Below are 16,775 nucleotides of genomic sequence, written 5' to 3' on the forward strand. Positions count from 1 at the left end.
TGACCATTATTTTTTTACAGAAGTTTTCGTTTAATCATAAATCGCACCTGGGTGTAGGACCGGGTGGTGTCGCTGTCGGCAATGGCCGAGTCCGACGTCGTATAGGAAGCGGAGAGGTTCAGGTCAAGCTTGCCCACATGCCAGACAAGGGAGGAAAAAAATGAAAGAATGGTTGATTCTCCCAGCCCTTGGTAGAGCGTGTAGTTGCCGCTGAGGGAGGCATTCAGATTTTTCTCCGGCAGCACCGTCTGCAGTTGGGCCTGGGCGGTGTAAAACTGTTCCGAAAAACTGTTTGACGGCTCCTGACCGAGGACGTCGAACTGGGTGGTTTGGACGTCCTCAAAGGAAAGGGAAAGAAATCCCGTGGTCGAGGTGGTGATGTCTCTGCTGTAGCCCACATAGGTGGTAAGCCGGTCTTCGTCGGTGACATTGGAGCGAAGCCAGTTTTGGGTTATATCCCCCCTGAAGGGCGATTTTTCGAAACCGATGCCGAGACTGTGGGCTTTGGAATGGGCCGGTTCGCCAGGATAATAGCCGTCCAGTACCGTCTGGTCGTTCTGGATATAGGAATAATGCGGGGTGATCAGGTTGCCGAACAGGGGGAGCTGCAGGGAGGAACCCCAGCTTTTGCTTTCCAGTTCATAATCAGCCGCGACAAAGGAGTAATCCACCCTGTATTGGTAATCCCAGGTGTTTCCCACCGGGTTTTCCAGTTCATCAAGGGATTCCGGCATGATCGTGACCCTGTAATAGGCGCCGATCCATTCGATGCGGTAGTGGATGCCTTCGTTCAAAAGAAGTTGCAGGTTATTATCGTTATGATCGATGATATAGACCTGGATGGAGTCCCGGGTAATGGTCTGCGGTTGGTAATTGATGGTGAAAAATTGCTTTGCCGCATCAATGGAATGGACCTCGAACAGGATGGTGGGCGCCCCCTGGTTGTCCGCGTAGGCAAGCCCGTTCCACACCCCGGCGAGAACGGACCCCCAGGGGATTTTTTTTGCATAATCAAAACCAAGGCGGTAATTTTCCTGCTCCATTTCGCCGCCGGTGGCATCAGTGGTCTGGTATCCGGCGGCAAGGGAGGAGGAAAGGCTTTTGAACAGACGGTGATGGAGCCTGAAATTGTACCGGTCCGATTCGGTGGAAGTGGCCGACCTGTTTTCATCCCGGTTGAAGTTCGACTCCATGCTGCTTTTGTTATAGGAGATGGTCGAGTCGAAATTGTGCGGCAGATCGAATTGCAATTCGGAAAAGAGCTGTTCCTGTTGTGTCTCGAATTCATTTTCTGCTTCATTGATGAATGATTCGCTTTCATCCTCCTCGTCCAGGGTCCAGTTGCTGTAGAAGCGAATCTTTTCGAAGTTTTTGGTGAACCCAAGGTTATACTGGTCGCGGACCGTATCGCTCTGCCCGTCATAACGGGAGCTGGTGGTGTGGCCGTATGTGCCGTTGGCGCTCAGGTCGGAGAGGTAATAACTGAGACTGTAGAGGATGTTTTCATGCTCCGATGACGATGAGGCCGTCGTTTCCCGGTTGGTGTATGTCAGCGCGGACGACCAGGGGCGTTCGTCATAGAGGGCCCTGGCGCCGTGTTCGTAAAAAACGGTTGAGCCGCTTTCCCCGGCATTTCCGCCGGTCATCGGGGTTGCGCGCAGGAAATAAAGCTCAAGATTATACGGGTGGGCGGGCAGGATCTTGAATCGTTGTTTGAACTGGGTGGCATTGCCGTCGTAGTAGCTTTCCGTTTTTCCGTTGTTGTCGATATTTTCCTGCTGCAGGCCGAGGCCGACGGAGGTCTCCAGGCTGACGAAAAGCGGACTGTAGATATAACCGTAGCCTTTGGTCGAAATCCCTTCCTGCATGAGAAAGTCCTGACTTGTTCTATTGTTGTCCCCGCTGATCCGGTCGCGCTCGTAGATTCCCTGGATGCCGAAATCAGCTTGAAATTCTTCGTATTTGGGCACAAACTGTTTTGCCGCGGCCAAGGCGCGGCCGTCCGGCAGCAGACAGACGGCAAGAACCGCCGGAAGGAAAAACGGCAGGCCCGTTTTCCCCTGTTTTTTGAAAACTCGTCGTCGCATCAGCGCAGCGTGGTCGTCTTATTTGCCTTGTTGCTGCCAGAGCTTCAGCTTTTCTTCCGCCTTTTCGACCAGTTCCTCTTCGCTTGGATAGTTTCTTCCTTTTTCCTTGCCGAAGGCGTAAACGTTCACCAAGCGGTCACCGAACTGACTGGTGACAAACACCAGTGATTCAATTTCGAAATTCGGGTCGGCATAGTGGCGGAAGTAGTCGATGTTGTCATAGTCGATAAAGACATCGGCGGGCAGAAAAAGATTGCCCGGTCTGGTGCCGGAGCCGCCGAAGAAGAGGAGCAGCTGGCCGTCCGCGCGAAAAATCTGCACATTTTCAAAAGCTGCGTCCACGACAAAAACGCGGCCCTTGCGGTCGACCGCGACCCCGCGCGGCCGGGCGAAATGACCAAGGTTGGCGCCGGGTCTGCCGATGGCGCTTCTTTGGTGTCCGTCACGATCGTAGACCACGATCTGAAAACGGCCGGAGTCACTGATATACAGCAGTTCATCCGGGCCGATGGCGATGCCGGTGGGAAGACCCAGGTTTTCCTCCGGCTTGTTGCCCCGGCCGAAGGCGGTGATCTTTTCCGTTGATTTGATATCAAAGACCTTGATTTCCCGATCCTTGGAGTCAACCACATACAGCAGGCCCTGGTAAGGAACGGCATCAACCGGCTTCCATTGGCCGGGAACGCCGAAACTTTTCACGAAAAAATCATTCTTGTCATACATCAAGACCTCGCCGCGCACCGTGTCGGCGACAAATCTGTTCCCCTCTTCATCCAGGGAAATATTAAGCGGCTGCACAACCTTGCCGAGCCCTTTTGCCCCCTCCATCTGGTGGAATTTTTTGTTCTTGACGTCGAAAACAACCAGGGTGGACTGGGAATCGCAGACATAAATCTTGCCGTTGCTGACGGCAACACCGTAGGGCTTGACGAGCTGGTGGCCCTGCTGTTGCTCGCCGGTGAGAAATGTGTCAAAGGCGCTCGACTCGGATACCACGTCGCTGGATGATGTGTAGCTGGTGAGGTATTGCAGCCGGGGAGGGGCCGGAGGGTCGGGGAAAAAAACGTCGGCCTCCCGTTCCGCCGGTTTGGGTGTGGTGACGCAACCGGCAAGCAGGAGTACGACGCCGAGAAAGGAAAGAAGCAGCGTGTTGCGGAGAAAGTCTTTTACCTTGTTCATCAACACCACCTTTTGTCTACGAGTTAATTTGAGAAACGGCTGCAAATCCGGAAATTTCCCGCCTCTGATTCCGGAATGACAACAGGGGAAATGCCTTTGCGTTGTTTTCCGTCATCCGTGCATCGCGAAATTACCAGCATGACGGTACGTGGATTTCCGTCTCATTCATGCAAAAATAATTCCGTAAAACGTAAACCGGAAACCATAAACCGTCAACCGCTATTGCACGGAGGCCGAAAGAGCGGCTGCCGTCAATGAAAAACATGAACCGCCGAACGACTGGAGCGGTACACGGAGTGGTGACGGAATAATTTTAGAAGACAAAAGGCATCTCGTAACGGTTCCTCAGTAATACGGGATATGCGGCAAATTGGGCAAGATTTTTTTTCGCCCGGGAAAATCCAGGGCAAACCACCCGGCAATTGGGGGGAAAAGCGCAGTGGGTGGGGCATATGGCCCGATCGGGTCGCGGCAGCGGAGAAATGGAATCCCGAAGAAAGGATGCTTTGTTTCGTAACATGCTGAATTGAAGAGGAAAAGTTTGAAAGAATACGTCTTGGCTCTTGTTGGCATGGCCTGTGCACATACGAAAGACAGAAGATGATCATATCGTGATCATACTTGTAACGCGCTCATGGAATTTGGGGAAATTCATGGGACGTTGTCCTAATCGAGGACAACGAAATAAAAAAAGGTGACTACTGTCAAAAATGACAAATGTCGCAAGTCAGGAGGAAAAAAAGATGATGAAGAAAAGTATTCTTATAGCTGCAGCATTCGGTCTCGTGGCGGTTGGTGCTGTTCAGGCGCAGAACTCAACCACCGGTTCAATGAATGCTCCGGCCGGTACCGGTATTGTCGGTTCAAAACATGACCTGAGCACCGCCACCGGCGTCGGCGGTCTCTATGGTCAGACCGATACCCTGGACCGTATCTGTATTTACTGCCATGCACCTCACCATGCCATGCAGGAAGCTGATTCCGCCGGTATCGCTTATCTGCCCCTGTGGAACCATGGGGTCACCACCCAGTTCTACAATCTGTATGAAAGTGATTTCGGTGACGGGCCTGCCGAGTCAGGTCTGGCCGGAGTTGGTGTTGATGCCGATCCCGCTCAGTTTGCCGATCGCCATCTGTTTAACGGACGCGGCACCCTGGGCAATCCCGGATCGGTTTCCCGTCTTTGCCTTTCCTGCCATGACGGTTCCGTGGCGGTTAACGAGTACGGCCGTGATCCGCAGCGCGCTAATTCCCAGAAACACGGCGTCGCAACCATCGCCGACCAGTTCATGATCGGCGGCGGCGGCAACCTGACCAACCATCATCCCATCGGTTTCAGCTACCTTGACGTTGTAACCGTTGACGATGAGATCGCCGATCCCGACACCGTTATCGGCGCCAACGGCACCACCATCCGCTCCCTGCTTTATGCCGGCGAGATGATGGAATGCGTTACCTGCCATGACGTGCATAACACCCAGAACACCGGTGAGACCTTCCTCTGGAAGTCTGACCGCGAAAGTAAATTCTGCTTGACCTGTCATGTGAAATAAGAAGCATTTCCGTCGTATCGCAATAAAAAAAGGGGCCAAACGGCCCCTTTTTTTATTGTCGACCTTGGCTGTGGACCGTGAAGGTTCCTCGCGAGACAGCACGACAATGAACCCGAAGAAACTGAAAAAAAACAAGAAAAAGGCAGCACCGGACAGCGCTGCCGTTACCTTGAGAAAACATGGCGATATCAGTTATCGGCAGGGTAATTACACGAAAGCCATTCATTTTTATGAACAGGCCTTTGCGATACATCCGGCTGATTATGAGTTGTGTAATTTTCTGGGAGTATTGCATAAACTTGCCGGAGATTGCGACAAGGAAAAAGAATACTACAAAAAAGCCCTGCAAATAAATCCGTTTCATGCCGGAGCAAATTATAATCTCGGCACGTGCTGCAGACGGGAAGGGAATAGAACCGAGGCAATCCGCTATTTGCGGCGAAGTGTTGCCGCTGATCCGCAAAATTCGGTTTGTCTCAATAATCTGGCCAATTTGCTGGTTGAGGAAAAGAAATTCGACGAGGCCCTGGCGCTGTATGATCTCCTGCTCGGCAAGGATGCGCGCTCTTTCAATGCCCTGCTGAATAAGGGCTTTCTCTTTCTTGAGCAGGGGGATCTGCACAGAGCCATCCGTTTTTATGAACGGGCGCTCTCGGTTGAACCGAATAATCCCAAGGCAGCCATCTATTATGCCGAAGCAATGTTCATCGAGGAAGGGGCTGAAAAGAACCTGGCGCGACTCAACACGCTTCTTGCCGACACCACCCTCGATAACGAACATCGAATCGATGTTACTGTTTCAAAAGCACTTTGCGCATGGATCACGGGTGACATCCCGGCCTATGAGCAATCGCTGCATTTCTTGCGGGACAAAATTTTTACAACCATTTTTGTCGCCAATGCCGATTACATGAAACACAGGCAGGCCTATTATGTCTTCCTGGAAGCGCTACAACCTTTTGCCGGGGAAATCGCCTCGCCGGCCGAGGGGCCCCATCCCGAAATTCTCCATATTGTCGGTGACAGCCACTGTCTTTCTCCGGCAAACCGACTTGTCCGATTTCATGACCGCAGGTATCTCTGTAGATCGCATCTCATTATGGGGGTCAAGGCATGGCATTTGGCCCAAAACGGGCCGAATAAATTCAAACTTGCCTTTGAAAAAAATCTTGCCGCTCTCCGCCCGGGTTCCCATGTTGTTTTTATGATAGGGGAAATCGATTGCAGGTGCGATGAAGGAATTTTTCATCATTGCCGGGGAAAAAATGCCGACGCACAAGAGATCATGCGGGCAACAGCGGACGGCTACCTGGATTTTGTCGTCACCAGGGCGCAACAGAAAGAAATAGTGCCCATTATCGCGGGAGTTCCCGCGCCCGACAAGGTGAAATTCGCCAAGCTGGCCGCTGAAGACAAAAGGAGCTATCTCGAAACAGTACGAGATTATAATCTGTATTTGTCCGGGAAAACAAAAGAAAAGGGCATTCTTTTTTTGGATGTTTTCCGGCATACGGCCAATAGTGAACTCAGCGCAAACGGCAGATATCATCTTGATAAACTGCATCTCCGTCCCGATTTTCTTGAGGTTGCCCTGCAAGCCTGCGACGGTTGATTCGTGCCTTGTCGTCTCCCTTTGATTGTCGCCGCCGCTCTTGTCTCCTGTTGATATTCCCTGATGTGATGGCCCGCACCGGCATATCAGGGCTGATCATCCCAGATAGCGTCGGCATGGGTATGCCGGACCTGCAGACGGCCGGCAGGGCAGGTTTATTCGCAGGAGGGCAATAAAAGAGACTTGGCCAACCTATATTTGAATTCACCAACCACGGGGTAGCCAAACGCGAGGCGGCCGATGCTTTTTTGCATCGGCCGCCTTTTTTTGGCTAACCAACCATCCCTAAGATTCCCCTAAAAGGAATACTTCATGGTGGCAAAGACCACATTGGCCTCATAGGATGAATCGGCATAGGCACCGGTCAGGTAATCGTCAGAGGCGACCCGGTAGTCATAGTCATCCAGGGTGGCGTCACTATAGCGATAACGCTCGTAGGCATAACCCACCGTGGTGGTGAGTTTCGGGTTGACCGTGTAGATTGCCTTGATCTGCAGGGACTTCTTCTTGTAATCATCCCAGTTTTCAAAATCAATGGTGTTGTTATCATAGCCGGCCGGCACTGAGGCGGCGTCATAGATGGTCATGTCTCCCTTACCGTCTGAGCGGACATGGTCATACTGTGCCTTGAGCTGTAACTTGTCGGGCACCACCACAACCTGGGCGGAGACGCCGAAATCATAGTTGTCAAACTCATCCTCGACGCTCCAGTTGTAGCTGCCGGCGATGGAGCCCAGGGAGGGATCGGGATTGTAAGGGAAGGCATTCAGGCGCCGCTGGTACTGGTAAGCCTCGGTTATATCATAGGCGAAATAACCGGCCAGAGTGACCTGGCCCAGGATGTAATCGGCCGAGATATCATACATGGTATTTTCTTCGTCGCGCAGACCCAGGATGGTATCCGTGTATTCGCTCTCCATATAACGATAACCCAGCACCACGCTGAGATTGTCCATGGGATACAAATCCAAGGTGAACCGGTAGGTATCCCTGTCTTGGGGCGCCGCGTCAAAACGTCGGACAAAAGGCTCAATGCCGTCCGCCGTGGCTTGGTTGCCGGTTACCACGGTGAGCTGCTGCCAGTCGGCATCCCGGTCCAGCCGTTCATAGCCGGCGGAGACCGTCAGAAAATCAAAGCCGGCCCAGATGGCCTTCACCCCATAGATCTTGTCCTTAGTCTCGATCAGATCGCCCCGATCACGCTCGGTCTTGACATTCTTGTAAGAGGGGGTCAGGGTGACGCGCTGGGGCAGGTGAAAGCCGACCTCGGCGCCATAGGAGCGTTGCTCATAGCCGAAGAGATGATTGTGATAGGTGCTATCGATGATTATCTCGTCCGAGCGGTTTTCCTTCTCGTAATACTTATAGAAGAGTCGGGTGTTGAGGAAATTCAGCGGCCGGCTGGTCAGGACCGTGTCATAATTGGTGGTCACCAGCTTGCCGTCAAAAACAGGGTCTGAGTAGTTGACCGCCACCGGGACACCGATGTCGCTTAGATACTGATCACGCAGAACCGTCTCCCCCTCGGTGACACCCCGGCCTGCCCCGACACTCAGGGCGCTGCGCAGGGGAAGCTTGGCCTTGCCCTTGAAGTTGAACTTGTAATAATCGTTGTCCGGCGCCAGGGAAAAGCCCTCCATGGCCCCGGAGTTGGGGTGCATGTAGTGGAGCCATTCATTGCTGTTATTGAAGGTGCTGTACTGATAGGACAACGCCGCATAGAAGGGATCCAGGGCATAACCAATCTCGGTGGACAGACTGTCGGTGGCATAATCCACCGGCTCCGGCATCTCCATTACCCTTCTGGTTCCACCCCCTGGCACCAGATTCCAGGAGGTGCCGGCCGGCTTGATGCCATCCCGGTTTTCATGATTAAAGGAAACATCCAGATAAAAGGGCTTCAGCAGGTCAAAACGCAGTCCGCCACCCTGCTTCTCGCGCTTTATTTGGTAGTCAAAGGTGTTCCAGTCGTCAGGGTCAGGATTGTTCAGGGGGGGGGGCGCCGCTGTACACCAGGCGATCCGTGCCGGCCCCGGCCAGAGGGGTCCGGGCATCAAAGGTGATGTTATGGGGAATCTCGTCATGATAGAGGTTAAACTTATATTTGCCGTGGCTGCCCCCTTTTAAACGATAGCTCTGATCGTCATAGGAGATATTTTCCGCATCAAGCCGGAAAAAGAAATTCTCCGACTCCTGCCAGAGGCGGAGATTGCCGTAAATGCCGTCATCCCGGTCGCGATACTCCTGGAACTTGGCCGTGCTGCCGTTGATATCAACCAGTTGAGGAGTCAATTCAATTTCGCCACCCAGCTGTGCTTCCTCGGCGCCCGCTGCCATCGGCACAAGCAGGCCCAGCATGACAGCTACCGGAAAATATATTTTTTTCATGGTTTTTCTCTCTTGGCTCTGTTCACTCATCTTCATCCCTCCTCTATCGCACGTACCGGAGTCCCAGTGAGGGAGCCCCGTTACTGCCGTGGATGTTATTGTGGCAATTCAAGCAGTTACGTCCGACAAGCTGGCGAGTCGGTGTGCCGTTCGAAAAGGAGCCACTGTCGTTATAAGCGGTGCTGGGATGAAAGGTCCAGTCATGGCAGCTCTGACAGAGATGCGGGGTCTTGCGGGTCAGGAGCTTGTTGTGGTTACTGCCGTGCGCCGTATGGCAGGTCATGCAGTTTTCCTCCACCGGCGGATGTTCCCACATGTAGGGTCCGCGTTTGTCGGAATGGCAGGAGTAGCAGAGGTCGTTGGCACTGTCCGCCTTGATCATCTTATTGCCGAAGCCGCCGTGGGGATCATGGCAGTCGCTGCATGAGACCTTACCCTCGACAATGGGATGGTGGGATTGGCGGTTGGACTGGGAGCGAATGTCCCGATGGCAGGAAAAACAGAGTTCCGTCTGCCCGACTTTCAGGTTCATGGGCTCACTGGAGTGGCCGCTGTGACACGAGCCACAGGAGAGTCCGGCGGTGTTGTGCATGCTGTTTTCCCAAAAGGCCAACTGACTTGACGACGAGTGACAGTTCAGGCACTGGGCGGCCAGCTCTTCAGCAGAACGTCCACCATCCTTGGCAAAGGATATGATGGCCTCCTTGCTTGACTCTTCCAGGTGCTGATCAGCATTGCCATGGCAGGCCTGGCAGCCGTTGGCTCCTTGCCAGGCCCGGGCGTGAAAGGAGGCGTTGAAGTCGGCAACCGCGGTTTCATGGCACCCGGCACACGTTTCGCTGTCAGCGGCGAATACCGGCGTGATTCCGATCAGAATCACCAAGGCGCAACCCGCACCCAGCCCCAGGGCGACCCTTTGCGCATAGGTCTGCAACCATCGCAACTTCTTCTTTTTTTTCATGTTTCATCTCCTTCTCTCTTGTCGATGCAGTGACAGGATCAATGCAGCAGCCTTTGCACTCCCGCTCTGCCACCAGAAAAATCGTCTTGCCGGCCCTCCCATATATGGCAAAATGTCGTATAGATGTTGTTTTTGCCCACAATTCTAAATTTTGTATCGCGACAATGTGGTACTTTGTCAAATTTTTTTTGGTTCACAAAAACGATGGTCTTTCAAAATGATCCGACAGATACTTGTCTGGGAAATAAGGGAAACGCCTAACGTGTTTCCCCTTGATGATAACCATCGCCGGCAGTAGGGCCACCCCGTGCCCAGCATTGCCAATAGCCCCTGAATTCCGCACAGAGTTACCCAGGGTGGAAATCGCCGGATGGTTTAATAAGGCAGATATTTCCGCTGGCTTTTTTAGTTCTAAAATTTTACTGTTGTTCATGACGTATTCTTTTTTGTTGGAATTTAAGTTTTGGCGAACTGTTCCAACAGGATACGTCATTTATTTTTTCAAATCTCCCGCAAACACCGCTTTCGATTTTAACTCCCCGTATTATGCTTTCTTATGAAGGGAAAAATTATGAGGCAAGAGCAAGTTGAAGAGCACTTTGCCAAGCAGGCAGACGAGTATGAAAAGTTAATGGTCAAGCTCGTTCCGCAATATCTTGAGCAGCATGAAATAATCTACGATCTGTTGCCAAAAGGAGATAAAGACTATCATGTTCTCGACGTGGGCTGCGGGAATGGAGTTTTGTCCGAGTTGGTACTTCGGAAACTTCCTCTCTCGTTCGTAGTCGGTTTCGATCTGACAGCGAAAATGCTGGATGCGTTTGAAAGTAAATTGTCAAACTATGCGGGGCGATTTGAGCTAAGGCAGGGGGACTACCGTATCGACTCAATCGGCAAAGGGTACGATGTAATTATCGCCGGCCTCACATTGCACCATCTCGCTTGGGAAGAAAGGGAGAAATTCTATCAGACCTTGTACTCTGCATTGAACCCTGGTGGACTGTTTCTGGCCAGGGACATAATCATTGACGAAGATTACGCGGTCGTTCGGGACCAATACGCCCATTGGAAAGAATTCATGAAATCCCAAAGAGAAGATCCTGAGTTCTGGTATTCCAAGCACATGGAAAAAGACCATCCGATGACCCTTGCAAACCATTTTGCTTGGCTTAGAAAAGCTGGTTTTACAAAGGTGGCTTGTCATTGGCGGCTTTATAATTTTGCAATTACCGCAGCGGAAAAAGAATGAAGACTGATGAGGGGACGCGAAGAGACGGAGTTGGTTTAATAAGGTTCAATAAACTATTAAACCAACTCCGTCTCTTTAACGCCCTGGCGATCGAGCTTGATCAACTTATAGAATAAGAACCGGTATATCAAGTCAATTCAGGCGACGGGAAGAAGCTCGAGGGCGCTGATTGACACGGCAGCCGTTTTGCCCGGGTACTTACCGGTAGACTCCTCAAAACGAAAAAGAGGGGGCGGCCTGCAGGGTGGAGGGTGTAAAATAGTTTGTGTAAATGGCTATGACTGAGTAAGTCAAAAAACTACCCTTTAAAAAGGAGCTCATATGGCCATTGATAAAGAAATTTTGGATCGTTTACTTGCCGACTACAATTACCAGAAGCCCGAAGAACTGATCGGTGAAAACGGGCTGCTCAAGCAGCTCACCAAGGCCTTACTGGAGCGGGCGTTACAGGCGGAAATGACCGTCCACCTGGGCCACGAAAAACATGGAACCATCGTCACCAAAGGCGGTAATGCCCGAAATGGTAACTCTGCAAAGACCATCAAGGGCGACTTCGGTAAAATGCCGATTGAGGTCCCGCGCGACCGCGACAGCAGTTTCGATCCGGTCATCATTCCCAAAGGGCAAACCCGCTTTCCCGGCTTTGACGACAAGATTATCTCTCTCTACTCCCGAGGGATGACTACCAGGGAGATTCAGGGGCACTTGGAAGACATTTACGGAGTTGATGTCTCTCCCACCCTGATTTCAACGGTCACCGATGCCGTTGCTGACGAGGTTAAAGTTTGGCAAAATCGCCCGTTGGACCCCATTTATCCCATTGTTTACATGGACGCTATCCGGGTTAAGGTGCGCGACAATGGGCATGTTAAGAACAAGGCGGTCTATCTGGCTATTGGCATCACCATGGACGGCGTCAAGGATGTCCTGGGAATGTGGGTTGCCGAAAACGAGGGCGCCAAGTTCTGGTTGCAGGTAGTGACTGAGCTAAGAAACCGTGGCGTGCAGGATATTTTCATTGCCTGCGTCGATGGCCTCAAGGGTTTTCCTGAAGCCATTGAGACGGTTTTCCCCTTCACCCAGGTCCAGCTCTGTCTCGTCCACATGGTGCGCAATTCCCTGAAATATGTCTCATGGAAACAGCGCAAAGAGGTGGCTGCGGATCTCAAGGCCATTTACCAATCGCCAACAGCCGAGCAGGCCGAAATGGAACTGATGACCTTTGAAGAAAAATGGGACAAAACGCATCCGTCCATCGGCCAATCCTGGCGAAGAAATTGGGAAAGAATCACCCCATTTTTTGCGTATTCGCCCGAGATACGCAAGGTGATATATACCACCAATGCTATTGAGTCGTTGAACATGTCACTGCGCAAAGTTACCAAGAACCGGGGTTCATTTCCCAATGACGAGTCGATGCTTAAACTGCTTTACATGGCGCTGAACAATATCGCCAAAAAATGGACTATGCCAATCAGAGACTGGAAGGCTGCCTTGAACCGCTTTTCAATCTTGTTCGGCGACAGAATGCCTGCATATTGAAAATTAAAAATGAAAACCATTTACACAAAATTCTTTACAGGCCCGCAGGGTGGCGGAAAAAAAAGCGTTGTGCGAGGCATCATCTTCTGAAAACGACAAATATCATTACATCGCGCCGGACTGACGGCTTTTCCCCGCGCATCATGCCGTTCTTTCTCCTGGTGCTGCTTTGCTGCGGCGTGTCGCTGCCGTCTCATCTGCATGCCGCGCCTCCGGTGGTGCTTGCCGAAAAAACGGAGATTGTCTCCCTCGGCATGCATCTTGATTTTCTGCAGGATCCCACCGGCGAAATGACCATTGCCGAGGTTGCCCTTGAGGCAACGGCCGGCAGGTTTATTCCGTCAAATGAACAGACCCCCGGTTTCGGTTTCACCGATTCCGCCTACTGGTTGAAATTTACCGTGAAAAGCAATCTGTCGGAATCGACGAAACATTTCATCGAGGTCGGCTACCCCCTGCTTGACCACTTAGCCCTGTATATCCCCATCTCCGGGGGCTATAAGGTGATGCAGGCGGGTGACTTTCTGCCGTTTAAGGAAAGATATATTCAGTTCCGAAATTTTATTTTTCCCGTTGAGCTCGAGCCGTTCCAGCAGAAAACCTTTTTCATGCGCTGTGAAACGACCAGTTCGATGAATTTCCCGCTCACCCTCCTGTCAACCACCGCCCTTGCGGAAAGGATCTCTTTCGAACAGTCCCTGCTGGGCCTTTACTACGGCATCCTGGTAACGATGCTTTTTTTCAGCCTGTTTTTTTATCTGACCCTGAAAGATATTACCTATCTTTATTACGTCCTCTTCATCGGCGGATACATGCTGTTTCAGCTCAACCTCAATGGCCTGGCCTTTCAATATCTCTGGCCCGATTCCATCTGGTGGGCAAACAACAATATCCCGTTTTTTATCTTCTTTTCCTTTCTCTTTGCCACCCTGTTCACCCGCAAGGCCCTGGATACCGCAAAGCTTGTGCCCAGGCTCGACAAGCTCTTGCTGGCGATCGTCGTGCTGGCGGTAGTCGGCCTCGTCATTTCTCCTTTTGCCAGTTATCCGGTGAGTATCCGCGCATCATCGAGCCTTTGTCTGTCGGTTTTCGTGCTGATTTTCGCCGGCATCGTCTGCGCGGTGAAAGGCCATCGGCCCGCCATTTTTTATTCCGTTGCCTGGATTGCCTTTTTGATCGGCGTCGTTGTCTATGCCCTGAAAAGTTTCGGCCTGCTGCCCAATAATTTTTTTACCGCCAATGGCCTGCAGATAGGGTCTGCCTGGGAGGTCATCATACTCTTCATGGGCTTGACCGACCGTTTCCGGTTGATGGAGGAGGAAAAAAAGGAAATTCAGGATGCCTATGCGCAAAAGTTGAAATTACAGGTCGAAGAACGGACGTCCGATCTCAAGCTGGTCAACCGACATCTTGAGCAGGAGGCCTTTGAACGGAAACTGGCGGAAGAAAAGGCGGAAAACGCCAATAAGGCCAAGTCGGAATTTTTGGCCAATATGAGCCATGAGATACGAACGCCGATGAATGCCATTATCGGCATGAGCGGCATTGCCTTGAAGCAGGAAATGCCGCTGAAGGTCAGAAATTATCTCAATGTTATCCGGGATTCAGGTCAGTCGTTGCTGGGTATTATCAATGAAATTCTTGATTTTTCAAAGATTGAGGCGGGTAAGCTCCGCATTGAGGAAACCGGTTTTTCCCTGGCCGCGGAAATGGAAGGCCTGACGGATTTGTTTAGCCATAGGATCGGCGAAAAACCGCATGTTGAGATGTGTGTCTCCCTGGAGGACGATATCCCCTGCCGTCTCATCGGCGACCCGCTGCGCCTGAAGCAGGTTCTGGTCAATCTGGTCAACAACGCCGTCAAGTTTACGGATACGGGGGAAATTATCGTCTCGGTCCGCTGTCAGGCGAAAACAGCGGACACAGTGACCTTGCAGTTTGAAGTCAAGGATACCGGCATCGGCATCGAGGCGGATAAAATCGCCACCCTCTTCGAGTCGTTTGTCCAGGCGGATACCTCGACCACCAGAAAGCACGGCGGCACCGGGCTGGGACTGACCATCAGTAAAAAGCTCGTCAATATGATGGGCGGTGACATCACGGTACTCAGCAAACCCGGCAAGGGGAGCACCTTCGGTTTTACCTTGGAATTTCCGTTGCAGCACGAAAAGCCTGAACAGAAACTGCTGTTGCCGGAACGTCTTGGCGGGCTGCGCGTGCTGGTTATTGATGACAATATGGTGGTGCGGCAGATGTTGCGCAAGACGCTGGAGTCGTTTCGCTGCCGGGTAACCACCGCTTCATCCGGCGAAGAGGCGGGCGGCTATCTGCGTGCTTCCTCCGACGGTCCGATGTGTTTCGACCTGGTGATTACCGATCTCATCATGGAAGGAATGGACGGCATCGGCATTGCTGAAAAAATACGCCGGACCCCGGGACTTGCGGATGTGCCGATTATCATGATTTCATCCCTTCCCCATGAGGAGGAATTTGAGAAATCGGCAACCGAAGCGGTGGATGTCTTTTTGAGTAAGCCGATAAAGCGCTCCCGGCTTTTTCAGACCATTTTGGAATTGTGCGGGCAGCAGTCGGACCAGAAAGCTTTCGGCGGTGCTGAGCTGAGTGATGAACAAATCATTGAACCGGGATATTTCAGCGGCAGGGCCATTCTGCTGGTTGAGGACAATATCGTCAACCAGAAGGTTGCCGGTGAAATTCTTGCAGGCGCGGGCATTTGTTTCGACGTGGCGGGCAATGGGCGCGAGGCGGTGGAGGCGGTGGGCAAAGGGCGGTATGAGGCTGTTCTGATGGATGTGCAGATGCCGGTGATGGACGGATTTGAGGCGGCAGCGGCGATCCGGGCGGATCCCGCCCGGCATGGTCTGCCCATTATTGCCATGACCGCCCATGCCCTGGACGGCTACCGGGAAAAGTGCATCAAGGCCGGCATGAACGATTTTGTCGCCAAGCCGGTTGAGGAAAAAGAGCTGTTTCTGACCTTAAAAAAGTGGCTTGCCCCGCCGGAAAGAACGAATGGGAAAGACCGCGTCGTTCTTTCCGAAAAACCTTCACCGCCGGCAGGGCCGCAATTGCCCGCAACCCTGCCGGGGTTGAATGTTGCGGTCGCATTGCGTCGGCTGGCGGGCAACAGCAGGCTGTATGTTGAATTGCTGGATGATCTCGCCGGGGAATACGGCGGTGCGGCGGAAAAACTTGGAATGCTCTTTGCGGGCGGGAAAACGGCTGAGGCGATGTTGCTTGCCCACACCGTCAAAGGCATAGCCGGCAATCTGGGGGCGGAAAGATTGCGGGAAGCAGCCCATGTCCTTGAAAAGGCGGCGGAAACAGGCCGGCTGGAGGAGGTTGACACGGGCTTGGACGCTTTTCAGGCGGCACTGGTCGAGGTGCTAGGGGCAATCAGTTTGGTTGCGACAAAGGAGAACGATGCACCTCCTGATAACCATGACTCGCCCCCTCACGACGGGGCGGCTGTTCAGCAGACACTTGCCGAGCTGGCAAAGCTGATCAGGGAAAAAAATATCGAGGCCGAGGACTGTTTTCTCGTCCTGAAAAGACAGTTGTCTTCCTTGGCAACAGCGGAGTTGCTGGCTGATCTCGGCGGACATCTCGACAGGTTTGATTTCAACCGGGCGGATGAGGTGCTGTCTCGACTGAAGGAAAAAATTGAACTCCCAGGGGAAGGGCGAGGGGTATAGATGAAGACAGGGCACCGGAAACAGGTTGTTTTGATCGTTGATGACGAGCCGATTAATATCAAAATGCTGGCCCAGGCGCTGCGGGCGAATTATGAGGTGGTGGTGGCGACCAACGGGCCGGATGCCCTGGAGCGGGCGGCCGATATGCCCCGGCCCGATCTGATTCTGCTTGATGTCATGATGCCGGAAATGGACGGGTACGAAGTCTGCCGCAAGGCAAAGGCGCAGTCCGCCATCCAGGACATTCCCATTATATTTCTCACCGCCAGAATCGATGACCGGGATGAAACAAAGGCGCTGGAGATGGGCGCGGTCGATTATATCAGAAAACCATTTAACCTCTCCATTGTCCAGGCCAGGGTGAAAACCCATCTCGACCTCAAGCGGCATCGCGACTTTATTGAAATGCTGCTGCGGGAAAAAACCACGGAACTGGCGGCGGCGGAACGCGAATACATGTGCCTGTTTCTGCGGGGGGACTGATCCGG

The 16,775-nt window shown here is 52.5% G+C and carries 12 protein-coding genes; 6 read left to right on the forward strand and 6 right to left on the reverse strand.

The genetic code is table 11. The annotated features are described in order from the left end of the window. Nucleotides 1-14: 14 nt before the first annotated feature. On the reverse strand, nt 15-2,087 hold the full coding sequence (locus BM485_13775; protein OKY74328.1) for a hypothetical protein: 2,073 nt from the start codon (nt 2,085-2,087) through the stop codon (nt 15-17). An 18-nt stretch (nt 2,088-2,105) separates the two neighbouring features. Then, on the reverse strand, nt 2,106-3,266 hold the full coding sequence (locus tag BM485_13780; protein ID OKY74329.1) for a hypothetical protein: 1,161 nt from the start codon (nt 3,264-3,266) through the stop codon (nt 2,106-2,108). Between the two features lie 710 nt (nt 3,267-3,976). On the opposite strand from BM485_13780, the gene BM485_13785 reads away from it, so the two are divergent. Further along, on the forward strand, nt 3,977-4,819 hold the full coding sequence (locus BM485_13785; protein OKY74330.1) for a hypothetical protein: 843 nt from the start codon (nt 3,977-3,979) through the stop codon (nt 4,817-4,819). Between the two features lie 106 nt (nt 4,820-4,925). Then, on the forward strand, nt 4,926-6,431 hold the full coding sequence (locus BM485_13790) for a hypothetical protein (GenBank protein ID OKY74331.1): 1,506 nt from the start codon (nt 4,926-4,928) through the stop codon (nt 6,429-6,431). Between the two features lie 296 nt (nt 6,432-6,727). On the opposite strand, the gene BM485_13795 is transcribed toward BM485_13790, so the two are convergent. From BM485_13795 to BM485_13810, 4 genes are all read right to left on the reverse strand, one after another. Then, nucleotides 6,728-8,485: a hypothetical protein gene (locus tag BM485_13795; GenBank protein ID OKY74332.1), complete on the reverse strand. Its 1,758-nt coding sequence runs from the start codon at nt 8,483-8,485 to the stop codon at nt 6,728-6,730. Beyond that, entirely contained in the window at nt 8,409-8,849 is a 441-nt protein-coding gene (locus BM485_13800) for a hypothetical protein (protein OKY74333.1), read from the reverse strand. The genes BM485_13795 and BM485_13800 overlap by 77 nt, the downstream gene beginning before the upstream one ends. A 13-nt stretch (nt 8,850-8,862) precedes the next feature. Further along, nucleotides 8,863-9,762, reverse strand: a complete 900-nt coding sequence (locus BM485_13805) for a hypothetical protein (GenBank protein OKY74417.1) — start codon at nt 9,760-9,762, stop codon at nt 8,863-8,865. Between the two features lie 211 nt (nt 9,763-9,973). After that, nucleotides 9,974-10,213, reverse strand: a complete 240-nt coding sequence (locus BM485_13810; protein ID OKY74334.1) for a hypothetical protein — start codon at nt 10,211-10,213, stop codon at nt 9,974-9,976. 138 nt (nt 10,214-10,351) lie between these two features. Between BM485_13810 and BM485_13815 the strand changes: the two genes are divergently transcribed. The 4 genes from BM485_13815 (at nt 10,352) to BM485_13830 (ending at nt 16,770) form a co-directional block, all read left to right on the forward strand. Further along, nucleotides 10,352-11,029: a hypothetical protein gene (locus BM485_13815; protein ID OKY74335.1), complete on the forward strand. Its 678-nt coding sequence runs from the start codon at nt 10,352-10,354 to the stop codon at nt 11,027-11,029. 321 nt (nt 11,030-11,350) lie between these two features. Beyond that, the gene (locus BM485_13820; GenBank protein OKY74336.1) at nt 11,351-12,571 is read left to right on the forward strand and encodes an IS256 family transposase; all 1,221 of its coding nucleotides are present in this window, start codon (nt 11,351-11,353) and stop codon (nt 12,569-12,571) included. After that, the gene (locus BM485_13825) at nt 12,490-16,287 is read left to right on the forward strand and encodes a hypothetical protein (GenBank protein ID OKY74337.1); all 3,798 of its coding nucleotides are present in this window, start codon (nt 12,490-12,492) and stop codon (nt 16,285-16,287) included. The genes BM485_13820 and BM485_13825 overlap by 82 nt, the downstream gene beginning before the upstream one ends. Beyond that, the gene (locus BM485_13830; GenBank protein OKY74338.1) at nt 16,288-16,770 is read left to right on the forward strand and encodes a hypothetical protein; all 483 of its coding nucleotides are present in this window, start codon (nt 16,288-16,290) and stop codon (nt 16,768-16,770) included. The last annotated feature ends 5 nt before the right edge of the window (nt 16,771-16,775 follow it).

This window comes from Desulfobulbaceae bacterium DB1, from assembly GCA_001914235.1.
Taxonomy (GTDB): Bacteria; Desulfobacterota; Desulfobulbia; order Desulfobulbales; family SURF-16; genus DB1.